General features: G+C 36.9%; 20 protein-coding genes and 1 pseudogene. 10 read left to right on the top strand and 11 right to left on the bottom strand.

Going from position 1 to position 22,084, the window contains the following annotated elements:
• Positions 1-486 precede the first annotated feature (486 nt).
• On the bottom strand, positions 487-741 hold the full coding sequence (locus AAGD51_RS03105; protein WP_341810504.1) for a hypothetical protein: 255 nt from the start codon (positions 739-741) through the stop codon (positions 487-489).
• 72 nt (positions 742-813) lie between these two features.
• On the opposite strand from AAGD51_RS03105, the gene AAGD51_RS03110 reads away from it, so the two are divergent.
• Together AAGD51_RS03110 and AAGD51_RS03115 are read left to right on the top strand one after the other, a co-directional pair.
• Entirely contained in the window at positions 814-1,362 is a 549-nt protein-coding gene (locus AAGD51_RS03110) for a transposase (RefSeq protein ID WP_236514710.1), read from the top strand.
• The gene (locus AAGD51_RS03115; protein WP_049973602.1) at positions 1,356-1,763 is read left to right on the top strand and encodes a transposase; all 408 of its coding nucleotides are present in this window, start codon (positions 1,356-1,358) and stop codon (positions 1,761-1,763) included. The genes AAGD51_RS03110 and AAGD51_RS03115 overlap by 7 nt, the downstream gene beginning before the upstream one ends.
• A gap of 167 nt (positions 1,764-1,930) precedes the next feature.
• On the opposite strand, the gene hemJ is transcribed toward AAGD51_RS03115, so the two are convergent.
• Entirely contained in the window at positions 1,931-2,359 is a 429-nt protein-coding gene (gene hemJ / locus AAGD51_RS03120; protein ID WP_006279885.1) for a protoporphyrinogen oxidase HemJ, read from the bottom strand.
• A 55-nt stretch (positions 2,360-2,414) separates the two neighbouring features.
• Here hemJ and pdhA point away from each other — a divergent pair, with 55 nt between their 5' ends.
• Entirely contained in the window at positions 2,415-3,395 is a 981-nt protein-coding gene (gene pdhA, locus AAGD51_RS03125; RefSeq protein WP_006279887.1) for a pyruvate dehydrogenase (acetyl-transferring) E1 component subunit alpha, read from the top strand.
• Between the two features lie 408 nt (positions 3,396-3,803).
• Complete coding sequence (locus tag AAGD51_RS03130) at positions 3,804-4,727, top strand: RluA family pseudouridine synthase (RefSeq protein WP_006279888.1); 924 nt, start codon at positions 3,804-3,806, stop codon at positions 4,725-4,727.
• A gap of 7 nt (positions 4,728-4,734) precedes the next feature.
• On the opposite strand, the gene AAGD51_RS03135 is transcribed toward AAGD51_RS03130, so the two are convergent.
• Entirely contained in the window at positions 4,735-5,997 is a 1,263-nt protein-coding gene (locus tag AAGD51_RS03135; RefSeq protein ID WP_236514771.1) for an MFS transporter, read from the bottom strand.
• 61 nt (positions 5,998-6,058) lie between these two features.
• Positions 6,059-7,861: an aspartate--tRNA ligase gene (aspS, locus tag AAGD51_RS03140; RefSeq protein ID WP_006279890.1), complete on the bottom strand. Its 1,803-nt coding sequence runs from the start codon at positions 7,859-7,861 to the stop codon at positions 6,059-6,061.
• A 196-nt stretch (positions 7,862-8,057) separates the two neighbouring features.
• Between aspS and AAGD51_RS03145 the strand changes: the two genes are divergently transcribed.
• From AAGD51_RS03145 to AAGD51_RS03155, 3 genes are all read left to right on the top strand, one after another.
• Positions 8,058-8,489, top strand: a complete 432-nt coding sequence (locus AAGD51_RS03145; RefSeq protein WP_006279891.1) for a hypothetical protein — start codon at positions 8,058-8,060, stop codon at positions 8,487-8,489.
• 3 nt (positions 8,490-8,492) lie between these two features.
• A complete protein-coding gene (ccmA, locus tag AAGD51_RS03150; protein ID WP_006279892.1) occupies positions 8,493-9,116 on the top strand; it encodes a heme ABC exporter ATP-binding protein CcmA in 624 nt (207 codons plus the stop codon).
• A gap of 1,203 nt (positions 9,117-10,319) precedes the next feature.
• Entirely contained in the window at positions 10,320-11,615 is a 1,296-nt protein-coding gene (locus AAGD51_RS03155; RefSeq protein ID WP_236514769.1) for a Na+/H+ antiporter NhaC family protein, read from the top strand.
• A gap of 496 nt (positions 11,616-12,111) precedes the next feature.
• Here the strand turns inward: AAGD51_RS03155 and AAGD51_RS03160 are convergent, their stop codons facing one another.
• The 7 genes from AAGD51_RS03160 to AAGD51_RS03190 form a co-directional block, all read right to left on the bottom strand.
• Positions 12,112-13,494 carry an IS66-like element ISWen3 family transposase gene (locus tag AAGD51_RS03160; protein WP_341810490.1) on the bottom strand — a complete coding sequence of 461 codons (1,383 nt, stop codon included), beginning with the start codon at positions 13,492-13,494 and terminating at the stop codon, positions 12,112-12,114.
• A gap of 129 nt (positions 13,495-13,623) precedes the next feature.
• Positions 13,624-13,779: a hypothetical protein gene (locus AAGD51_RS03165; protein ID WP_167347043.1), complete on the bottom strand. Its 156-nt coding sequence runs from the start codon at positions 13,777-13,779 to the stop codon at positions 13,624-13,626.
• Between the two features lie 333 nt (positions 13,780-14,112).
• A complete protein-coding gene (locus tag AAGD51_RS03170; protein WP_077188096.1) occupies positions 14,113-14,412 on the bottom strand; it encodes a type II toxin-antitoxin system RelE family toxin in 300 nt (99 codons plus the stop codon).
• Positions 14,393-14,617, bottom strand: a complete 225-nt coding sequence (locus AAGD51_RS03175) for a hypothetical protein (protein WP_010962565.1) — start codon at positions 14,615-14,617, stop codon at positions 14,393-14,395. Before AAGD51_RS03175 ends, AAGD51_RS03170 begins: the two co-directional genes overlap by 20 nt.
• 94 nt (positions 14,618-14,711) lie before the next feature.
• Positions 14,712-16,418 carry an arginine--tRNA ligase gene (gene argS, locus AAGD51_RS03180; RefSeq protein WP_077188093.1) on the bottom strand — a complete coding sequence of 569 codons (1,707 nt, stop codon included), beginning with the start codon at positions 16,416-16,418 and terminating at the stop codon, positions 14,712-14,714.
• A 95-nt stretch (positions 16,419-16,513) separates the two neighbouring features.
• Positions 16,514-16,732, bottom strand: coding sequence for a hypothetical protein (locus AAGD51_RS03185; protein WP_077188094.1), 219 nt, complete (start codon positions 16,730-16,732; stop codon positions 16,514-16,516).
• Between the two features lie 195 nt (positions 16,733-16,927).
• Entirely contained in the window at positions 16,928-18,643 is a 1,716-nt protein-coding gene (locus tag AAGD51_RS03190; protein WP_236514767.1) for an ABC transporter ATP-binding protein, read from the bottom strand.
• Positions 18,644-19,728: 1,085 nt separating this feature from the next.
• On the opposite strand from AAGD51_RS03190, the pseudogene AAGD51_RS03195 reads away from it, so the two are divergent.
• The 3 genes and pseudogenes from AAGD51_RS03195 to ltrA form a co-directional block, all read left to right on the top strand.
• A pseudogene (locus tag AAGD51_RS03195) lies at positions 19,729-19,893 on the top strand (PD-(D/E)XK nuclease family transposase); the annotation flags it as partial.
• A 454-nt stretch (positions 19,894-20,347) separates the two neighbouring features.
• Positions 20,348-20,491 (top strand): hypothetical protein, encoded by a 144-nt coding sequence (locus AAGD51_RS03200; protein ID WP_173862902.1) that lies wholly within the window; start codon positions 20,348-20,350, stop codon positions 20,489-20,491.
• A gap of 37 nt (positions 20,492-20,528) precedes the next feature.
• The gene (ltrA, locus tag AAGD51_RS03205) at positions 20,529-22,076 is read left to right on the top strand and encodes a group II intron reverse transcriptase/maturase (RefSeq protein WP_006280223.1); all 1,548 of its coding nucleotides are present in this window, start codon (positions 20,529-20,531) and stop codon (positions 22,074-22,076) included.
• Positions 22,077-22,084: the final 8 nt, after the last annotated feature.

Raw genomic sequence — 22,084 nt, forward strand, 5'->3', positions numbered from 1 at the left:
ACGCTAGTGAACTTGCTAGCACAATAGATTTTGACAAAATTATACGAAAAACTGGATCCCAGTGTCAAGCACTGGGATGACAAGTTCTCGGCAACCCCTACGTCATACCATCACGGTATCTCTAGATCCCGCTAACAAGTAGCGGGATGACGGTTGTCAGGGTGTCATGAAAGTAGCTAACACTGGCTTCCATCCAAGAGGGCAGTGCCCTCTTCTTGTCATCCCAGTGCTTGACACTGGGATGGCTTTGTTGCATCGCTACTTATGAAAGGCTAACTATAGTTAGGATTATAAGTAACCTATTGAAAATCTTGTTTTTTTGCAATCAATCTGATCAAATTTAAGAATAGTAATTTATTATTTACATTAATAAATTTAATTCTATTGAAAATAGCTAAAGCATTGAAATTCTTGAATTTTAGCCGGATTAGTGAGTGGTAGTGAAATTTCTTTTACTCAAATTTAGGTATTCACTGACCGTTCTTGTTATAAATACCAGAATAATAAGCTACTGATATTCTCCATCTTTTTTATCTTTAATCCATCATAGCTAGCGATGCAACAAAGCCCACTGGGATCCAGGAAAAAGAATGGTGTCATCCGAGTAGCTTTACACTGGCATCCAGGAAACTTAATTGCAAGTAATGCATTGAGTTTGGTGAGTATGGGTTTTGCGTTATAGAATGAAGCACTTTTGGTGAATTTGTAAAGAAAGCTGGATCCCAGTGGGCTTTGTTGCATAGCAACTGAAAAATCTGGTGGCTACTGACAAAATTCATTATAAAATAGCCATTTAACCTTGAAAGAAAAAATATGCCACAAAAAATGAGGGTCAGTAACCATAGCGAATATAACAAATTTCTAGAAAAAAGAGGAAATATTTTTCATTATATCAACGAAGCCATAGAAAAGTGGTACGAGAATGGTCCAAAAATACCAGGTGGCAACAATATTTATAGCGATAAAGTTGTAATTTTGGTGCACATAATAACTTGTTTATTTAGAATAGGCCTGAGGCAAACAGTTGGGTTTATAGCAGGATACCTTGAGCAAATTGGGAAAAATTTGCAAGTTATCAGCTATTCACAATCATCAAGAAGGTTTAAGAAACTCAATATTAAGATCAATGATTGCAGAATTGATAAAAATAATATGGAAGATATCGAAATTGCTATAGACAGTACAGGAATTAGTATATACAACAACACTCCTGGTCATAGCAAAGAAAATAGCGAAGATAGAAAGTATCGCAGCTATGAACAGACAAGAAAATTGCATGTAATGTTGAATACAAACAGCAAAAAAGCCATAGCTGTAAAATACAGTAACGGTCTGATCACTATGGAGCTTGTGATTTGCTAAAAGAAGTCGATTTTCAGTATGTCATAAAAGTACTATATGCAGATAGGGCATATGACAGAGAAAAGCTCTATAAGCTGTGTAATCAATATGGTATAAAAACGAAAATTCCTCCGAAAAACAACGCAGCAGAGCATCCAAAATTGGATTATATGCTTGATAGAAATGCCGCTATTCAGTTAATGAAATTACATGGTGAGAATGGTATAAAAAGATGGAAAGAAGAAGTAAATTACGGAAAAAGATCGTATATTGAAGGATTTTTCTCAAGGTTGAAGCGAATATTTGGGTTTAGTTTTAGGAGCAAATCTGAAATTAATCGTGAGAAGGAACTGCTACTCAAGTGTTATTTGCTTAACAAATTTACTGAAATAGGCATGGCTAAGTTTGAGATAGCTTCATGAATTTATTGTACGTTACCTACTATCCGAAGAGCGATGCAACAAAGCCATCCCAGTGTCACGCACTGGGATGACAAGAAAGGGAGCACTGGAATTTTTATTTCAGTATTGTACATTAGCCATGCATCTGAACAGATACGAGCTTTCTGCTTTTTTTTGGGTAAGGTCAGTCAAAAAGGTTTTACAACAACCATAATAACTATAACTATTATCAATACTGTAACTGCTTCATTTAAAACGCGAAAATAAATATGTGACTTCTTATTCGAACCCATTGCAAAATTTTTCCTATATTTTGCAAGTAGCATATGAATAATTAACATCAAAAGTATTGCAAATGCTTTTACATGAAACCATCCTTCACGATATGCTTCCCTAATAACCATTAGTGTAATTCCAAGACCAAGTGAGAAAAGCATTGCAGGGTTTATGATATGTCTAAGTAGCCTCTTTTCCATTGTTTGAAGCAAGCTATCATTTTCCGATCCCGGTTTTACAGTTGCATGGTAGACATAAAGCCTGGGTAAATAAAGCATACCTGCCATCCACATGATAACAGAGATAACATGAAAAGCCTCAAGCCAGTGGTAATAGTTCATTAGCAAAAATTTAAAATTCCTGGTATTGTGTTAGTTTAATGAAAAAGAAATCGATATGAAAGCAGAAAATTTCACTAAAGAACAGATAATTGGATTCTACAGGAAAATGCTACTCATACGCAGATTTGAGGAAAAAGCAGGACAATTATATGGGATGGGATTAATAGGCGGGTTCTGTCACCTATCAATAGGACAAGAAGCAGTTGCAGTTGGAACTCAAGCTGCATCAAAATTAGGTGACGCTTTTATCACAAGTTATAGAGACCATGGCTTAATGCTCGCATGTGATTCTGATCCAAATGTTGTAATGGCAGAGCTTACCGGCAAAGAAACAGGATGCTCGAAAGGTAAAGGTGGTTCGATGCACGTATTTGACGTTGAAAAAAAATTCTTCGGCGGGCATGGAATAGTGGGAGCACAAGTTCCAATTGGCACAGGAATAGCATTTGCTAATAAATATAAGAAAAAAGATAATGTGGTATTTACATATTTTGGCGACGGTGCTGCAAATCAAGGACAAGTATATGAATCGTTTAATATGGCATCTTTGTGGGAGTTGCCTGTGGTTTACATCATAGAAAATAATGAATACGCAATGGGAACCTCCGTGCAAAGATCAACTTTAGTAACAGAGTTATATAAAAGAGGAGAAAGTTTTGGTATTCCTGGAAAACAAGTTGATGGAATGGATTTTTTCTCTGTTTATGAGGCTACAAGCGAAGCAGCGGAACACACACGCAGCGGAAAAGGGCCTATCCTGCTTGAAATGAAGACATATCGATATCGCGGTCACTCAATGTCAGATCCTGCTACTTATCGCTTAAAAGAAGAAGTTGAAGATATGAAGCAAAATCATGACCCTATAAGCACTTTAAAGAAATACATGACAGATAATAAAATGGCTTCAGAAGAAGAGTGCAAAGTAATTGATAAGGAAATACGTGATTTAGTAAAAAAGTCGGAAGATTTTGCCAAAAATAGTAAAGAACCAAGCGTTGATGAGCTGTATACTGATGTTTATAAATTTGTTAGCTAATTTTTTTATCCAGAACTGTACAAACATTGTATAGTAAACGATGTCATCCAAATAGCTCCTTCTCCCGTCATCCAAGTGCCCTCCTTTTTTTGTCATCCCAGTGCTCCGACTACTTGGATCCAGCTGAGTTGGTGAGTATAAAAGTATAGCTAACGCAAGCTCTACGTCATGCCGCCGCGAACCGTCATACCGCGATTCATTCGCGGTATCTCTAGATCCCGCTAACAAGCAGCGGGATGACGGTTGTCAGGCTAGCTGTCATCTCAGTAGTCTCCTTCTCCTGTCATCCGAGTAGCTGACACTGGTTCCTTTATGACGGCAGTAGCCCCTTCGGTGTCATTCCAGTGCTTGACACTGGAATGACACCAATAATTGACATTTCACTAGATATTCATTATAAATAATGGAATGCTACAAAGTATAAAAACCATATTAATAGAAGACGATAACGTTAGGCTGGATAGGTACATCAGAAGAATCTTTCCTGATCTAAAGCAATCTGTAATTGAAAAATCTTTAAGGAAAGGATTAATCAAAGTTGATGATTGCAAAGCAAAGTCCAGTGATAGAGTAAATTCTGGGCAAACTATAACGCTGAAGCACTTGAATTATATTGAAAACGCTAATTCTGATCGCAAATATAATGAAAAGTTAGTGAATCTACTAAGAGAGAACATATTATATGAAGACGAATATATACTAGCTATAAACAAACCCGCAGGGGTCATCGTTCAAGGTGGCGTAAAAGTAAAGATTAGCATGAGTGATTTGCTTGACCAAATAAGAGAGGGAGAAACATTTAAAATTGTCCATAGGCTAGATAGAGATACGAGTGGAGTGATAATATTCGCACGCAACGCTAATGTTGCCAGATACCTTATGGAAGAATTTAAAGGACGAAGAGTAAAAAAAACTTATTTAGCATTAACTTCTGGCATACCGAGCAAGGATAGTGGAACAATAGACTATCCATTGGTGAAAAAATATGTTTCAGGTCAAGAAAAAGTGGTCGTTGATGAAAATTCACCTCAGAATGCCACTACGCATTTTTCAATTATAGCAAAATCCAAACACAATGTTGCTTATTTAAAATTACAACCAATTACCGGCAGAACCCATCAGTTACGTGCACATTTAGCTCATATAAATTGCCCTATTCTTGGTGACGGTAAATATGGTGGTAAAAAAGCTTTTATTGATGGGATAGCAAATAAAATTCACCTTCATTCGCATTCTTTATCTTTAAAACTGCCAAACAATAAAGAAATCACTATCACCGCTCCTATCACTAAACACATCGAAAAATCCATTGAAGCGCTATTTTTCGACTGAAACGATTTCACCAATCAACTTTTCTGTCTTTGGCTTTAATTTGAAGCACAGATATTAGGCTAATTAATGCGCAGGCAGTAAGATAAATGCCTGCTGCAAGTTTTGTTTCGGTTTTTTCTATAAGCCACATGCATATGTATGGAGAAAGGCCACCAAAAATTCCTGCAGATATATTATTTGCTAAGCTTACGCCAGTGCATCTTACTTTTGTTGGAAACAGTTCACAAATAACAGAGCCATATATTCCAAAAGATGCACCTACTGGTATAGTAATCAATAAGTAAGTTATTATTACGACATAGTGGTTAACGGAAGATAATAATGGTAATACACATGTACCAATCAGAGATAGCATAATCAGTACAGGAATCATTACGCGTTTTCTTCCAACTTTATCAGATAAAATTGCAAAAAGTACCGCAGATGCTGCAAATACAACCTGTACTACTATCCTCATTAAATCTTTAACACTAATAGATAAAATAACTAGCTCTTTTATTGATATATTATAAAACATTATTGCTGCGTAGACAATTGCATTCTGAGCAATTCCCAGATTGATTGAAATAATAAGCGGTCTTTTATAGTTTCTTACTAGTTCTAACAATGGTGAATGTGCTAAATTATTAGCGTACTTATTAGTTTTATATGCTAAGCTTTCTTTTAATATGTACCTAGTTAAAAAACCTATTGTCCCCAAAAAAAAGCAAAAATAAAAAAGCAACTTCCATCCCCATATTTCATAGTTCTCACCTGTAACTCTTTTGCAGATAAATATCATTGTTATGCATAAGAGCGTTCCAAGGGCTCCGCTAAAGGGCTTCATACTTCCTAAGAAACCTAGATTTTTTTTATCTTTTGAATGCTCTATCGTAAATGCTGTATTAATGCTTGTTTCACCTCCTGCAGTTATTCCTTGCACTATTCTACAAAACACAAGCAATACAGGTGAAAGCAACCCTATTTCTTTATACCCAGGTATAATTCCCATAATTGTGGATGATATTGAAATTAATATTACTGAAGTAAGTAAAGTCTTTCTTCTGCCATACTTATCTCCCATATAACCAAAAATTACTGCACCAATTGGTCTAAACGCAAAACCAATTGCAAAAACACCAAGGAATTTGAGTGTACTCAAATAATGATCTTCTGATGGGAAAAAAACGTTGATGATTGTATCTGTTAATACTCCAAAAAGAGTGAGTTCATACCACACAATCATGTTACAGATCATGCCCGATAGTATTGCTTTTTGGATATTATTCATGGTCTTTCAATTTAACATAACCTAATATATCATTAACCGGTGCTCCTTGCTATAAAATTTTTCATTCAATAACCTTCAAGGATAATTCACGTAAATGCTTATCCTCCACCTTGGAAGGAGCACCCATTAGAACATCTTCACCTTGCTGGTTCATAGGAAAACAGATTACTTCACGAATATTTGGCTCATCAGCAAGCAGCATAACTATTCTATCAACCCCTGGTGCTATTCCACCATGAGGAGGAACACCAAATCTGAATGCACGTACAAGTGCACCGAATTTTGTATCAACTTCTTCTTTACTATAGCCTGCAATGGCGAAAGCTTTATACATGATATCCAGTTTGTTATTGCGAATTGCCCCACTTGATAGTTCTATTCCATTGCAAACAAGATCATACTGGTAAGCAAGGATATCGAGTGGATTCTTTTCCTCTAAATCTTTCAGACCACCGTGTGGCATAGAAAATGGGTTATGAAAGAAATCTATTTTTTTACTTTTATCGTCATATACAAAATATGGAAAATCAATGATCCAACAAAACTTGAAGATATTATCATCTATAAGACTGAGTTCTGACCCTAAAAGAGTGCGTACTTTTCCTGCAATGTTTGCCGCCTCATTCTCTTTGTCAGAAGCAAAAAATACACTATCTCCTGGCTCTATGTTTGTTGCTTCTCTTATGTGGTTTAGCCTATTTTCATCAAGAAATTTAGCAATTGGGCCTTTCGCAGTTCCATCTTTATCAAACGTTATATATCCGAGACCCTTAGCACCGAATTCTTTTTGCGCATGTTCTATCTTTTTATCAAAGAAGCTGCGTGGTTCCTCTGCTGTTTTAGGTGCAGGGATGGCTCTCACTACCATACCACGCTCAATATTGCTTTTGAAAATATTGAACCCTGAATCACGGAAAATTTCTGTAACATCGCTGATTAATAGTGGATTACGCAAATCTGGCTTGTCAGAACCATACTTAAGCATTGCCTCTTTGTATGTAATGCGTGGAAAATCTTTATCGACAGACTTGCGAGAAAATTTGGCGAACACTTTATATAAAGCAGATTCAATAACGTCAAATATGTCCTCTTGAGTCACAAAAGACATTTCAAGGTCTAGCTGGTAAAATTCCCCAGGAGAGCGGTCAGCCCTTGCATCTTCATCACGAAAACACGGTGCGATTTGGAAATATTTATCAAACCCTGAGACCATGAGCAACTGTTTGAAAATCTGCGGAGCTTGTGGCAATGCATAGAACTTGCCAGGATTTAGCCTGCTTGGCACTAGGTAGTCGCGTGCTCCTTCAGGAGAGGAAGCAGTGAGTATTGGAGTTTGAATCTCTAAAAATCCTCGCTCTATCATGAGCTTGCGGAGCTCTGCAATAATTTGTGAGCGCAAAATAATATTGTTGCGGACTTTTTCACGTCTTAAGTCAAGAAATCGATATTTAAATCTCATGTTTTCTGGGTATTCTTGCTCGCCGGTAATGCTTGCCAATATACTTCTTTCTTCTTTTGCTATTTCTTCATCAAAGTGGAACTCAACTTCCGACTCAACGCGCAAATTGTTGACTATCACCTCGATTTCTCCGGTAGAAATAGAGCTGTTTACCGTATCTTCAGTTCTAGCTTCAACTATTCCTGTAACAGTAATTACACTCTCCAATTTTAAATTTGATATCTCATCAAAAAAGTCTTTGTCATTATTAAATACTAGCTGAGTGATTCCGTAGAAGTCCCTTAAATCAACAAAAATTAGGTTACCATGGTCGCGCTTACGATATAACCATCCAGAAAGGGTAACTTCCTTTTCTACGTCGTTCTTCCTCAGTTCATTGCACGTATGAGTTTTACAGCAGTTCATATTTGTTTTACTTCTAAATTCTTTAAGAAGTATAGAAATAAACCTTATTACATACAAGCCCGTTCGTCAGATATTTGCGCAATTTTCGAAATAGAGCAGTACTGCTTTTATATTGTCTTTACCCGCAAAAAAATTGCACAATTTCTATAATTATGGTATAACAGCAAGGGTATTTTTAATGAATTAGATACAGGAAATGCCACTTACACAGATCATATTATATAGCGTAACATTACTTGCTGTAGCTGCAGTATTTCTCTTTTTGAGAAAAATATACAAAAATCGCATTAGAAAAATCATATTTCCTAGAAAAGTTTTTAAAGAAGAGTGGGAAGAAGACAGAAAATTCAATGAATTATATCAAAAAAATAAGCAAAAAGAGTTGCTGAAACAACAAGAAACGCTACGCGAGAAACAAAAAGATGTGCAAGTTTATAAAGAAGATCCAGAAATAGTTGACATAGCAAAACCGGTAGGTAAATGGACAAAGATGGTTATGATGGGTAATGGTTTAATGCAGCGTTTTGCACAATTGATACATAGAGAAGGCGGACAGAAAGGATTTTGGGAGCTGTTTGTTAAAGCTCAGGCTTCAACTCAAGGTAAACATAAGGGGAAGGGCAGATAATCCATGCTTGAATGTGAAAATTTATCCTGCGCTCGTAATAACAAAGTATTATTTAAAAATCTCAGTTTTAAAGCTGAGCTAAAATCAAAGATTCTAATCACTGGTCCAAATGGTAGTGGTAAAACCAGCTTAATTAGAAGTTTATCTGGACTTTTACCGCCGGTATCAGGCAATATAAGGCACTGCGGAAAAGATATATATGATGATCCAAAATCCTATATATCTTCTATGGTCTATATAGGCCATAAGAATGCCTGCAAGGACAGCTTAACTGTTGCTCAAAACGTAGAATTCTGGGCAGGAATACGAAATACTAGAGAACTGATTGTGGCAGCTATTTGTTGTTTGCAGTTGCAGCCTGTACTTAATATTAGATATGGCGAACTTTCTGCAGGCTGGAGAAGAAGAGTTGCACTTGCTCGCCTCTTGATTTCTAATGCAAGCGTTTGGCTGATAGATGAACCATTTTGTAATCTTGATAGTGCAACGTGTGAATTAGTGCTGAACCTAATCTCAATACGCTCTGAGCAAAATGGTATAGTAATTATTACAGGGCATAGCTCTACAGAGCAATTGTGTGATTTTACAACGATTGATATACGCGATTTCAATAGACTTCTTGTATAGTTTTTGGCAACAACCGCTAGAAATAAAAACTTACTTGACAAACTCCGCCAGCCTCCTTATCATGAAACTGAAGCTATTTATTTATCTTCTCTGTACAGATTAAATGACAAAAAAACTCACGTATCTGGCGTCTCATGTTTAATTTTTTGCACTATGTGCACTCTATGTCTTTATCAAATTTCTAGGTTTTTACCTATACAAGCTGAAATACGCTTATAAAGCATTTAAAACATCAAAAAACGCCAACTTAAAAAATGGATAGTGAATAATTAGCTACCCTAGGGTTTCTTTTGCCTTTTTTTCTGTTTAGTAAATTTCTTAAACATTTATGACTAAAGGTTAGTTGCATTAAAAAGCAGCTAAATCGCGGTTATTAAGCGTTTAGAATAAAAAAACGCCATACTTGAAAGTATAATGTAAGTAATTAGCCAACCACGGGGCTTCTTTTGCCTTTTTTTTCATTTGGTAAATTCCTTAATGTTTATGGCTAAACGACAACCGTCATCCCGCTACGTGTTAGCGGGATCTCTTGTTAGCGCCGCGGCGGTATGACGGTTCGTGGCGGCGTGACGATAAGCTCGTCATCCCGCTGCTTGTTAGCGGGATCTCTTGTTAGCGGCTGAGATACCGCGAATGAATCGCGGTATGACGGTTCGCGGTGGCATGACGATAAGCTCGTCATCCCGCTGCTTGTTAGCGGCTAAGGGATACCGCGAAGGGATACTGCGAATGAATCGCGGTATGACGGTTAATTATTCTGCGGCGGTATGACGTAGAGCTCGCGTTAGCTATACTTTTATACTCACCAACTCAGCTGGATCCAAGTAGTCAGCTACTTGGATGACAACCTGTTGAGGCTGCGCTTACACATTCCACTTTCTATGCTCACCAAACAAATTTGCTTACTCGCAGCAAAATTTTCTGGATCCAAGTATTCAGCTACTCGGATGATATCTTTGTGTTTGAAGCAAAACCAGCTATAACATTTCTTCGCAAACAAATGTTCGTACAGTTGTGCGCGTGATGCTGGAATCTAGACAACAATTAGATCCTATTGTCAAGCAATAAGCTACATGTGCTATTTATTTAGTAGATTAAATATGAAGTTTAAAACTCTGCTATTGACTTCCTGTAGAACTAGTGAAAACCAAACTTGCTTAAAACCACTTAATTAGTTATAGTTATAAGTTTAGGTACAGTAAAATGACAGCTTTTGTCCCCTTGATTATTTTTTTAATCTTGTATCTTGGAAGTGGTGCTTATTTTTCTTTTATCGGAACTGATAATCCACTTCATCAGGTTTCACCAGTAATCTGCTTATTACCAGCACTATTTTTTGCTGTCTCACGTGGTACAAATAAAATTCAGCATAACATCGATACTGTTATCAAGGGCATGGGTGACAAAAACACCCTTACTATGTGTTTAATTTTTTTATTTTCTGGAGCATTTTCTGCGGTGACTCAATCAATCGGTAGCGCAGACACTGTTGCTAATTTAATTCTTAATTTCCTTCCAGCAAGATTACTGCTGCCTGGAGTATTTTTGGCTTCTGCTTTTATTTCAACTGCAATTGGCACATCTATGGGAGTTGTTGCTCTGATGGTACCTATAGCTGTTAATCTGGCAAAAAGTGGAGCTTTTGGTCTCGAAATAGGAACTGCAACTGTAGTAGGTGGTGCCGTGTTTGGCGATAACCTTTCGATGATATCTGATACCACCATTGCATCTGTTTCTTCACAGGAAGCTTCAGCAAAAGATAAACTTAAAATGAACTCTAAAGTTGCACTTATTGCCAGCATTATAACACTCATCTACCTAGCAGTTGCCTCAAATAGTACAAAAATTATTTCTATATCAAATTTAGATTATTATTCTATAATAAAAATTATTCCTTACATTTCTTTAATAATCATGGGGCTGCTTGAAGTCGCCACTTTAGTAACAATAACTATAAACATAATTATTGCTGGTGTGCTAGGAATAACTTTTTTTGACTATGCTATCATTCAATTTCCTCATGACGTGTATGACGGTTTCAAAAAAGTAAACGAAATAGTGATATTTGCTCTATTTATCGGTGGATTGAGCCATATAATGTACAAGCAAGGTCAAAAAGCGTTGCATAAACTCATCGATGAAAGCAATATCACAAAAACTAAAGCTGAATTTGTGATAGCAGGAATTGCGTCTATGTTTACTACCTTAGTTGCCAATAATACCATTGCTATTTTACTAAGTGGTGGCATTGCAAAAAGGCTTGCACAAAAACACAGTATTGCGCCACATCGCAGCGCATACTTATTAGATGTTTTTGCTTGTGCTACAAAAGGTATCTTACCTTATGGTTCCCAACTATTGCTAGCAGGGAGTATAGCTTTTGTATCACCTATTTCTTTATTAACACAGGTATATTATTGCTTTATTCTAGCGGCAGTTACAATAGGCGAAATAATCATCAACAGCAGAAAAGAGAAACATTGTGCGGCTGCAACTTAGAGTTTCTCTTTTTTTACCCATAAGGAACGGAATTACTTGACACCCTTCGCCAACCCCCTTATCATGAAACTGAAGCTATTTATTTATCTTCGCAATCTGTGCAGGTTAATGACAAAAAACTTAGGGTATTTGGCGTCTCATGTTTAATTTTTCGCACTACGTGCATCGCATGTCTTTAAAAATTTTTAGGTTTTTATCTATATAAGCCGAAACGCGCTTACAAAGCGTTTAAGACAGCAAAAAACGTCAAATTGACAAGGGAGAATTTGAATGCTAGCTACTACGGGGTTTCTTTGCCTTTTTTCCTGCTTAGTAAATTTCTTAAACACTTGCGGTGTAGGTTAGTTGCAAGTTAAAAGCAGCTAAATCGCTCTTAATCAAGCGTTTTAGAATAAAAAAAACGCCGATATTTTAGTACATAGTAAATAGCCAACCACCATGGGGCTTCTTTTGCCTTTTTTTTATTTGGTAAATTGTATCCGTTCAGGAGAGTGGTTTAAGAAACAATAGATAGGAGATTTTGGAAAGGATTGAGACCCCTTTGTTTCCAAGTTAAGTATAATGAAATTATCCGCTCAAGGAATGTATTTCCCCGCTTTGATTGTGTAAAATATGAGTTTTTGCGATAAACGACATAATGCCGAATTTGCCGTTCAGCGTGGTTATTTGTCAGCGGAATATTTTCTGGGTCATCTAAAAATTTCCACATCATTCTTTCAGATCTCAGAACATTTTTTGCAACTCGAGAGGCTCCAATTGCTTCAGGTAAACGAGATATCTCCTTCAAGTAATACTTTGTACGTTTTCTTAATTTTCTGGCACGTCTGACAAACCTCAAAACATCTATCTCACTTTTTAGTAAAGCTTTTTTTAGTGCAAATAATTCAGTGGCCACGTTTCTCAAGTAACAACCCAGAACTTTAACTTCAATATTCCAACTATGTGCTAATCTTTCAAAATCTCTTGATAAATGTGCCCAACAGATTTGCCTGTTTTTATCGGCAAAATAATTGTATGCTGCATACCTGTCAGTTATTACCAAGCTATTGCGATTGCAGAATTTACTATTTTGTAAAACTTTCATTCCTCTTGACTCTGTAAATTTTACAAAACTTGCCGTATTGCTTGCAAACATCCAACACCAAGCGAGTTTACCTTTGTTATAATGGCTCGTTTCATCAATATGTAGAACTTTACTCCTACTTATCTCTTGTTCGATCTGCTCATACATTTTTTTGCATTTTGAAGCAACTCTATGTTCACTATTTGATATGCTACCGACGCTTATGTTCAAATTGAAGATATCATTTACGACACTCGCTATTTCGCGTTTTGAATTTTTGTAGAATCCGCTGAACGCTGCAATTATTGACTTAACCCTTGGACCAAATGTATCTGGCGTAACACCTTCCGGTAACTTGCTACTTCTTCTCTTTCCGCATCTCCGACAACGGCCATGTTCTAACTGATATTCCACTACATAAGGCTTGATTTCTGGAAGATCAACTTTCTGATGAATATATGGTTTTTCACATATTGCAATTTCTCCTCCGCATTCGCAAGTATTAGGCAACTCTATCTTTACTACTTTATCTGCATCCATGTTGGCGCAAAAACTTCCTTTATGACCAACCTGACCGCCAATATTCCTTTCGCTTTTCGGCTTATTCTTTTTTATTTTATACAACTCTTTGGAACTTGGTATTGATGAATTTTTTGAGCTTAAACCGAGTCTTTCTCTTAACTCAGCATTTTCTATCTTTAAAGCCTTATTTTCTGCTTTTAAACTTTCATTCTCTTTTTCCAATCTTTCTATTTTTGCTTCTAACCTTTCTATTTTTTGCTGTAAATTTTTGCAAAGTTCTAAAAGGTTTACCATATTATTTCACTTTTGCTCTATGATTATCTTTTTAGATCACCTTGTCTACCTTATTCTGCCACTCCGCTGAACGGATACGGTAAATTTCTTAAACATTTATAGTTACAATTTAAGAGCCCGTAAAGGGTGTCATTCCAGTGCCCCTGTGATGTATTCCAGTGCTTGACACTGGAATACAGTTTTCCATATAATCTCATCGAAAATGTTGTAACCACTTTCCATGCTAGTTTGCTTGTGAACAAGCAAACTTTTCTGGATCCCAGTGTCTGGGCACTGGGATGACAAGAGAAGGTACTAGCCTGACACCCTGACAACCGTCATCCCGCTGCTTGTTAGCGGGATCTATGCTAATGCCCTTTTATTCTTTCAATTATGTTATTTCCATTTAAATCTGTCTGTTCCGCAACTTCAGTGAATACAGTTGAATACTCCCTAAAACTGATTGTCATAACTTTACCCTACTTTGAATAATATTTTGATCATTACATATTGTAACAAAAAAAATCAACTCATTTCTTCTAACGGCTCTATATTAAAGATAGAAAGTCCAGAAGCAATGACGTGTGCTAAGGCTTGGACAAGTTGCAGCGGTAAGGTTTAAGTTGTCTTCTTATATTTTTAATTGTGTAATCTCCTGTGTTTGTAAATGTTTTTTCTATGCCCCACTGCAGTAATAAGTACTCTGCGCTCTGAATGATTTATGCTGTAAATTATACAGTAGTTGCTAACCCTTATCCTATATTGCCCTCTAAAGCTATGACATAAAGGCTTTCCTAGATTAAAAGGATCAACTGTAAGGCGTTTCTTTATGGCCTCCTGAACCATTAATTTAATCTTTGCCGGAAGAGCTGGAATTTCTTTTTCAATAACATTTTTTAAGAATTTTATAGTGTAAGTTTTATTTCCAGATGTTTTCATCATCCTCTACTTCTTCTTCACCTTCAGAGAGGCGATCGTCAGCTATTTTGGATAGCTCTACATCTTCTTCGAACTCTTCTTCCACTAAATCTACTAAAACTTCAGGAATAGTTTTATTTTGAGTCTCTGCCATTTCTGTAAGATACTGAGCCAATTTACTGTCAAAACTTACATTAACATTGAGCTTTTTTTGACTGTGAGCCATATATTAACCAGAAAATACTACTATAAACTATAACATTTTTACTTAATTTTGTCAACTTCTCTATTCGTTGAAAAAACAATCTTGCATAAAAAAATCAACTCATCTCTTCCAAAGGCTCTATATTAAAGATAGAAAGTCCAGAAGCGATGACGTGTGCTAAGGCCTGCACGAGAAACATTCTTGCAGCGGTGAGGTTTAAGTTGTCTTCCAGTATGAAACGCATGTTTAAATCACTCTTGCCATACCCCCATAAAACGTGAAACGCTTCTGCAACTTCAAGTAAGTAGAAAGTAATTCTGTGTGGCTCACAAAGCCTTGCTGCAATTTCTACCACATCTGGCCACTTTGCTAAGGTTTTTATGAGGAAGAGCTCTCCACCTGTCCTTAAAAGTGAAGGATCTGCTGTTGGGAGCTCTTTTGGAGCATTACGCATTAACGAATGAGCACGAGCATGCGCATATTGCACGTAAAAAATAGGGTTGTCTTTTGACTGTTCTTTAACTTTAGCAAAATCAAAGTCCAAGACCATATCATTCTTGCGTGTTAGCATTATAAAACGAGTTATGTCCCTGCCAACTTCTTCCACTACATCTCTTGCTGTTAGGAAGTTTCCTGATCTTTTGGACATCTTAACAGGTTTGCCGTTCTCGAAAAAATTCACAATATTATGCAGTTTTACCTCTATTTTTGCTTGATCATCACTGAGCGCAGAGACGACTGCTTTAAGTCTTTTGACATAACCGCCGTGGTCACTACCAAGCTCTACAATCATATTGTTAAAACCACGTGATATCTTATCAAAATGGTAAGCGATATCCGAGGCAAAATAAGTCCAACTGCCGTCCTCTTTCTTCAATGCACGGTCAACGTCATCACCAAATTTTGTAGAGCGAAATAGCATCTCTTTTCTGGAAGTCCAATTTTCGCTTTCTTTGCCTTTTGGTTTCTCCAGGTACCCTTCATACACTAGACCCTTGTCAGACAATATCTTTATACTCTCTTCGATTTTGCCACTTTTTTGTAGCTCATACTCTGAAGTAAAAACATCATGATTTACTCCAAGTAAGTTCATGTCTTCCTTTATGAGTTCTAAGATAGAACTTAAAGTATAGTCTCTAATTATCTGATTATCTTGCTTTTTTAGAAGCTCCTTGCCATATTTTTTAGCCAACTCCTCCCCTATCGGTTTCAAATATTCACCTGGGTATAAACCTTTTTCGATGCTAATCTTCTCTCCCAGAGCTTCTTTATATCGAAGATACACTGACTTTATTAGTGTATCTATCTGCGCTCCAGCATCGTTAATATAGTATTCCTTAGTAACTTTATAACCAACTTTTTTCAATAAATTTGCCAGAACGTCACCAAATACTGCCCCTCTTGCATGACCAATATGCAGTGGACCAGTTGGATTTGCAGATACAAATTCAACATTAATGGCCTGATTGTTCCCTATATCTAGGGTGCCAAACTCTGTTTTTAGCTCATTTATTTGTTTTAAAATCCCATGCCATACTTTTATTTTTAAGTGTATGTTGATGAAACCAGGGCCCGCTATTTCCACTTTTGCAACTTCATCAAAAAGTTCAAATTCTTTGGCTAAAACCTCTGCAATTTCAATGGGATTCTTCTTTTCATGCTTTGCGAGCACCATAGCAACGTTTGTGTAAATGTCTCCATGTGCTCTGTTACTTGGGGGTTCTACGATAAAGTTTGTTGTATCTGTATTTATAATACCCCTTTGCTTCAACTCGTTTAATTTACTCAAAATTAAGGAAGAAGCCCTTTTGAAAATGTTCATCAACTAGAAAAACTATGAAAACCTCCAACAATATAGCGAATAAGTGGGGCTAGTTGAAGGTTTATCTTAACTATTTTATCTTCCTGGATCAGAGTTTATATTAAGTCGTTGCCGTAACCATGGTAAGAGAAAGCCATACCTTCACTGTAACCATCATTACCAGCATCAGGTTCTTTAACATCATCAGTTACTACCTGATCTTCAGTTGTGATTTTATCCTTGATCGTCTCGTCTACACCCTCATCACTATAAGAAAATTTGTTAGTATATGAATAGCGATTATTGATTTTATCACTATAGTTATGTTTTAACATAGAGACCTCCTATACAGTCAAAATTGGAATTACATTAAGATAGAACAAGCTATGAATATAACGTGAATGAAAGAAACTACAGATCACGAAATTTCCGGATAACTATGGAACCATTATAAAATAATAAAATTAAAAATTTAATAATTTTAATTATAAATCTAGCATATCAACTAACGGTATGATTTAAATTTTCTTTCAATTCCACTGTATCTTCGCCAGTTTTGCATATAGCCCGTCTTTACTTATTAGAGAGTCATGAGTGCCTACTTCTTCTACTTTTCCATGATTAATTACTATAATCTTGTCAGTCTTGAGTGCGGTTGATAGCCTGTGTGTAATTACGATTGTTGTTCTGTTTTGCATTAACTTGCTCAATGCTTTTTGCACGAGGTTCTCACTTTTGTAATCAAGGGCAGAGGTTGCTTCATCCAGTATTAAAACCTGAGGGTTTTTGAGTATGGCTCTTGCTATTACAATACGTTGTTTTTGTCCTTCAGAAAGTTTTAATCCTCTTTTTCCTACAAATGTATCAAATTTATCAGGCAGCTTATCAATAAATTCCATCGCATAAGCGCTGATGGCTGCTTGCTTCACTTCCTCATATTCGGCACCTGGTTTGCCATATAGTATATTTTCCATTATTGAGCAAGAGAATATCATGTGATCTTGTGGCACTAAGCCAAACAACGATCTGAGGTCATTTAGCGCAATTGACTTAATGTTGTGCCCATCGATAGTAATGCTACCTTTGTTTGGATCATGAAAACGGAGCAGAAGCTTTAAAATGGTGCTTTTACCACTGCCAGATGGTCCAACAATTGATACTGCTTGACCTGCCTCTATAGAAAATGATACGTTATTTAACGCTGGCTTATCAGACTGAGATTCATAAAAAAATGTTACACCATTAAACGAAATTCCTTTTTGAACACTACAAATTTTTATAGGATCATCGGGATCTGCTATAGAGCTTTTCATATTTTTAAATTCAAATAAACGCTCTACTATTCCAAGACCTCGTTGTAAATCACTGATATTATCACTCAAATTATTTATAGCTCCTGCTGCGAGCGCTGAATAAAACACAAATGAGGAGAGTTCTCCAATAGTTATATTATTGCTTAAGACTTCTTTAATACCAAAAAAGAGCAAAACAACTAGTGAACCTATCACACACGTGATAACTAGAGTTACTAAAATAGCACGCAAGAGTACTAATTTTACGTATGATTTTGATACTGAGTTTAAATGTTCCTTAAAACGGATTTTTTCGTTTTCCTCGAGTACAAACGATTTGATAGTCACTATAGATCTAAAATTTTCCTCACTAAATGACGCAAGCTCACTTAATTTATCCTGAGCAAAGCGTGCATAGCTACGCACTTTTTTTCCAAGTGAGGTCATGATAATGAGTAGTATAGGTATTATTGCGGCTGCATACGCAGTTAGTTGTATATTTGTATATAATAACATAGCAACACTGCCAATCAGAATCACAAAATTTCGTAATATGGTTAGTAAGCTGCTGTTTATTATTGATTGCAGCACAGAGGTATCAGTAATTAACGCTGAGATAACATCTTGTACGCCTGTGTTCTCAAAGAAACTTGGTTGCAAGTTAGTGATACTGCTATATAAGTCATATCTGATTCTTGCGATAACTTTCTCGCTGCCAATGCCAATGAAATATAACCGAGTAAATGCAGTGAGAGAAATGGCTAAAACTATAAGTATTGCAACTAATAGTTTGGTAGTAAAATCTTGCTCTGTGCCAGAATCAATTATATTGCTTAAGCCTCTGCCAAAGAGGAGGATCGTTAAGGCTGAAAATAAAACTGCAATAAAAGCTATGACAAAATAGGATAGATTAGGCTTTATATAGTAAAATAACTGCCTAATATTAGATCGCATCTTATTTTAAAGTTTCTAAAGTTAAGTATATAGATTTTAGTTTCAGGGGAAAGGGGAAAGGTGTAGTATGAAGCAATTTAGGTTCTGCAGCTGTTATAGTCCACCAAGAAAGGGTAGTAGCCCGCAGAAACGAAAAACTTGCTTGACAAACTCCGCCAGTCCTCTTATCATGGTATTGAAGGTATTCAGTTATCTTCATCTGTGCAGATTAAACAGCAAGAAAACAACGTAGTTGGCGCCTTATTTTTAATTTTTTGCACTATGTGCACCTTATGTCTTCACAACATTTCTAGGTTTTTACCTATATAAGCTGAAACGCGCTTATAAGTCGTTTAAGACAGTATAGTACGCCAATTTGCAGGATTAGAGAGTGACAACTAGCTAACACGGGGTTTCTTTTGCCTTTTTTTCTGCTTAGTAAATTTCTTAAACATTTAAACTAAGGTGAGTTGCATTTAAAAGCAGCTAAATTGCAGTGTTTAAGACTTAAAAAACGCCAATACTGAAAATAGACAATGACTAGGGCTTCTTTTGCCTTTTTTTTCGTTTGGTAAATTTCTTAATGTTTATGGCTAAACGACAACCGTCATCCCGCTACGTGTTAGCGGGATGACGGTTCGTGGCGGCGTGACGATAAGCTCGTCATCCCGTTGCTTGTTAGCGGGATCTCTTGTTAGCGGCTGAGATACCGCGAATGAATCGCGGTATGACGGTTCGTGGCGGCGTGACGATAAGCTCGTCATCCCGCTACGTGTTAGCGGGATCTAGAGATACCGCGGCAGTATTACGGTTCGTTGCGGTATGACGGTTCGCGGCGGCATGACGATAACCTCGTCATCCCGCTACGTGTTAGCGGGATCTAGAGATACCGCGAATGAATCGCGGTATGACGGTTCGTGGCGGCGTGACGATAAGCTCGTCATCCCACTACGTGTTAGCGGGATCTAAAGATACCACGGCGGTGTGACGGTTTGCGGTGGTATGACGATAACCTCGTCATCCCGCTACGTGTTAGCGCCACGGCGGTATAGCTATACTTAAAAATATGGTTGAATAGTTGTTAATAATAGTGTATAATTATTAATCTTTTTCATTTTTTGAACGATATTTTAGGATGTACTGAAGTCAACACTATACAAGAAGTAGAATTCTTAAGCACCATTATGGACCCTGAAATTGCTTCTGATAAACAAAGCATTGTTGATGTTCTTTGCAGGGATTCTAGTGGGAACAGGTATATAATTGAGATGGTGCGACCTGAAAGCCTTCGGTCATATTGTTTAAAAGGAGAGGAATTCATTCAGAAAGAAACTGAAAGGATTCTAAAGCTTATTGAACCAGATGTTTTGCCATCTGAGTCTACGCATCAGTGCGAATTGGGTAACCAGTTGGTGCCGAGCGACGCGGACAATGAACCTCCTCTTGATAAAGAAGATGCTCAATCGTGAGAGAAAGCATAAACTACAAGCATCATGTGGTTGGAGGGCTAGGCTTAGTGGTATGGTGAACGTAAGTGAAGCTTCATAAGTATCGTAACGATTAAAGAGCTAAAGATGCTGATAAGCTCCGACCAAAAGGTAATGTGGATGAGTTACATTTTTCATTTCTGGATGTACGCAAATAATAATTCCACCGGTATAGAGAAGCCACCTAACCCACTATTGTATGACAAAAGGAACAGGATAAGCCTGTATTTTCGCCTATATGGCAGGCAACCCGCAAGGAATGCTGATGGATGTGCAGGTAAAGGATAATGGAGAAAGCGAATGCCATTTTGTAACGAAATGGATAGAATTTGTAACATTAATTCGCGTGAAAACGAGCAGACTTCCATTTGGTCCCTCATGACAAGAAACTTTGTTAACCACTTAAGGTAGGAAAGCAGATGATTACAAGTACAACTGTAAGTGCACCTACCAATAACTCCGAAGCATGGAACCAGTTACCCTGGAAGAAATGCCAAAAAGTTGTTATGAGGCTACAGAGGCGTATTGTTAAGGCTGTCCAACAAGGCAGATGGGGTAAGGTGAAAACTTTACAACACCTTCTCACACGCTCTTTTAGCGGCAAAGCTTTGGCGGTTAAGAGAGTAACTGAAAACCAAGGAAAAAACACAGCAGGTGTAGATCGTCAAATATGGTCAACTTGCAACACAAAATTTCAAGGAATAAAGCTATTAAAACAAAGAGGATACAAACCTTCTCCGCTAAAACGGATATACATCAGTAAGTCTAATGGCAAAAGAAGACCTCTTGGAATCCCTACGATAAAAGATAGAGCCATGCAAGCATTATACTTGTTTGCTTTGGAACCGATAGCTGAAACGATCAGTGATCGTCACTCTTATGGTTTTAGACCAAAAAGATCCTGCGCAGACGCTACTGTGGCTTGTCACTTGTTACTGGCAAGCCGTAACCAACTACAATGGATACTCGAAGGTGATATTAAAGGGTGTTTTGATAACATTAACCATGAATGGCTCATGAAGCATATTCCTATGGAGAAGAAAATTCTTCATAGCTGGTTAAAAGCTGGCTTCCTAGAATCAAAAACTCTGTATTCCACAACTGCAGGTACCCCACAAGGTAGTATCATCTCTCCAATACTAGCAAATCTAGCCCTAAATGGACTTGAAAAATCATTGGAAAGTCAATTTGGTAAACTTGGCAGTAAAAGAAGAAGCAAAATCAGAAGTGGAGTAAATGTAATCAGGTACGCAGATGACTTTATCATTTCAGGAATCACACGTGAAGTACTGGAAAATGAAGTAAAACCTCTAGTATCGTCCTTTCTTCAGGAGAGAGGTCTTATCCTTTCCGAAGAGAAAACAAAAATTACATCTATTACAACAGGGTTTGACTTTCTTGGTTGTAATGTACGCAGGTATAATAAGAAGTTAATTATAAAACCTTCAAAAGAAAGTATTAAGAAACTTCTTAATAAAGCACGTACATTGATAAAGGCAAACATAGCGAACACTCAGGCCGTACTAATCAAGTTGCTCAATTCCCTATTAAGGGGATGGGGAAATTACTACAGCCATGTGTGTGCGAAAAGAGCTTTTAACAAAATAGACCATGAAATTATGTGTGCTCTATGGAAATGGGCAAAGAAAAGACATCCTCGTAAAGGATTACGTTGGATAAAGAATCGTTACTTCAAGGTAATGAAACAACGCCAATGGGTCTTTGCTGCACCCATATGCAAGAACAAACCGAAAGAGATAAGGTATTTAAGACTGCTTAGGTTGATTGATATACCTATCAGACGACATGTTAAAATCAGGGCGGATGCAAATCCACTTGACTTAAAATGGAAAAAGTATTTTGATGAAAGAGTGAAACAAACAAAAATGTTAGCAAGCTCTTTCTCAAGAGAAGGTTCTCTACTGTTGGTGTCACCATTAAGAATGATGTTTTCTGAGGAATCATGAAGGACAAG

Source organism: Wolbachia endosymbiont (group A) of Volucella bombylans, from assembly GCF_964026965.1.
GTDB lineage: Bacteria > Pseudomonadota > Alphaproteobacteria > Rickettsiales > Anaplasmataceae > Wolbachia > Wolbachia pipientis.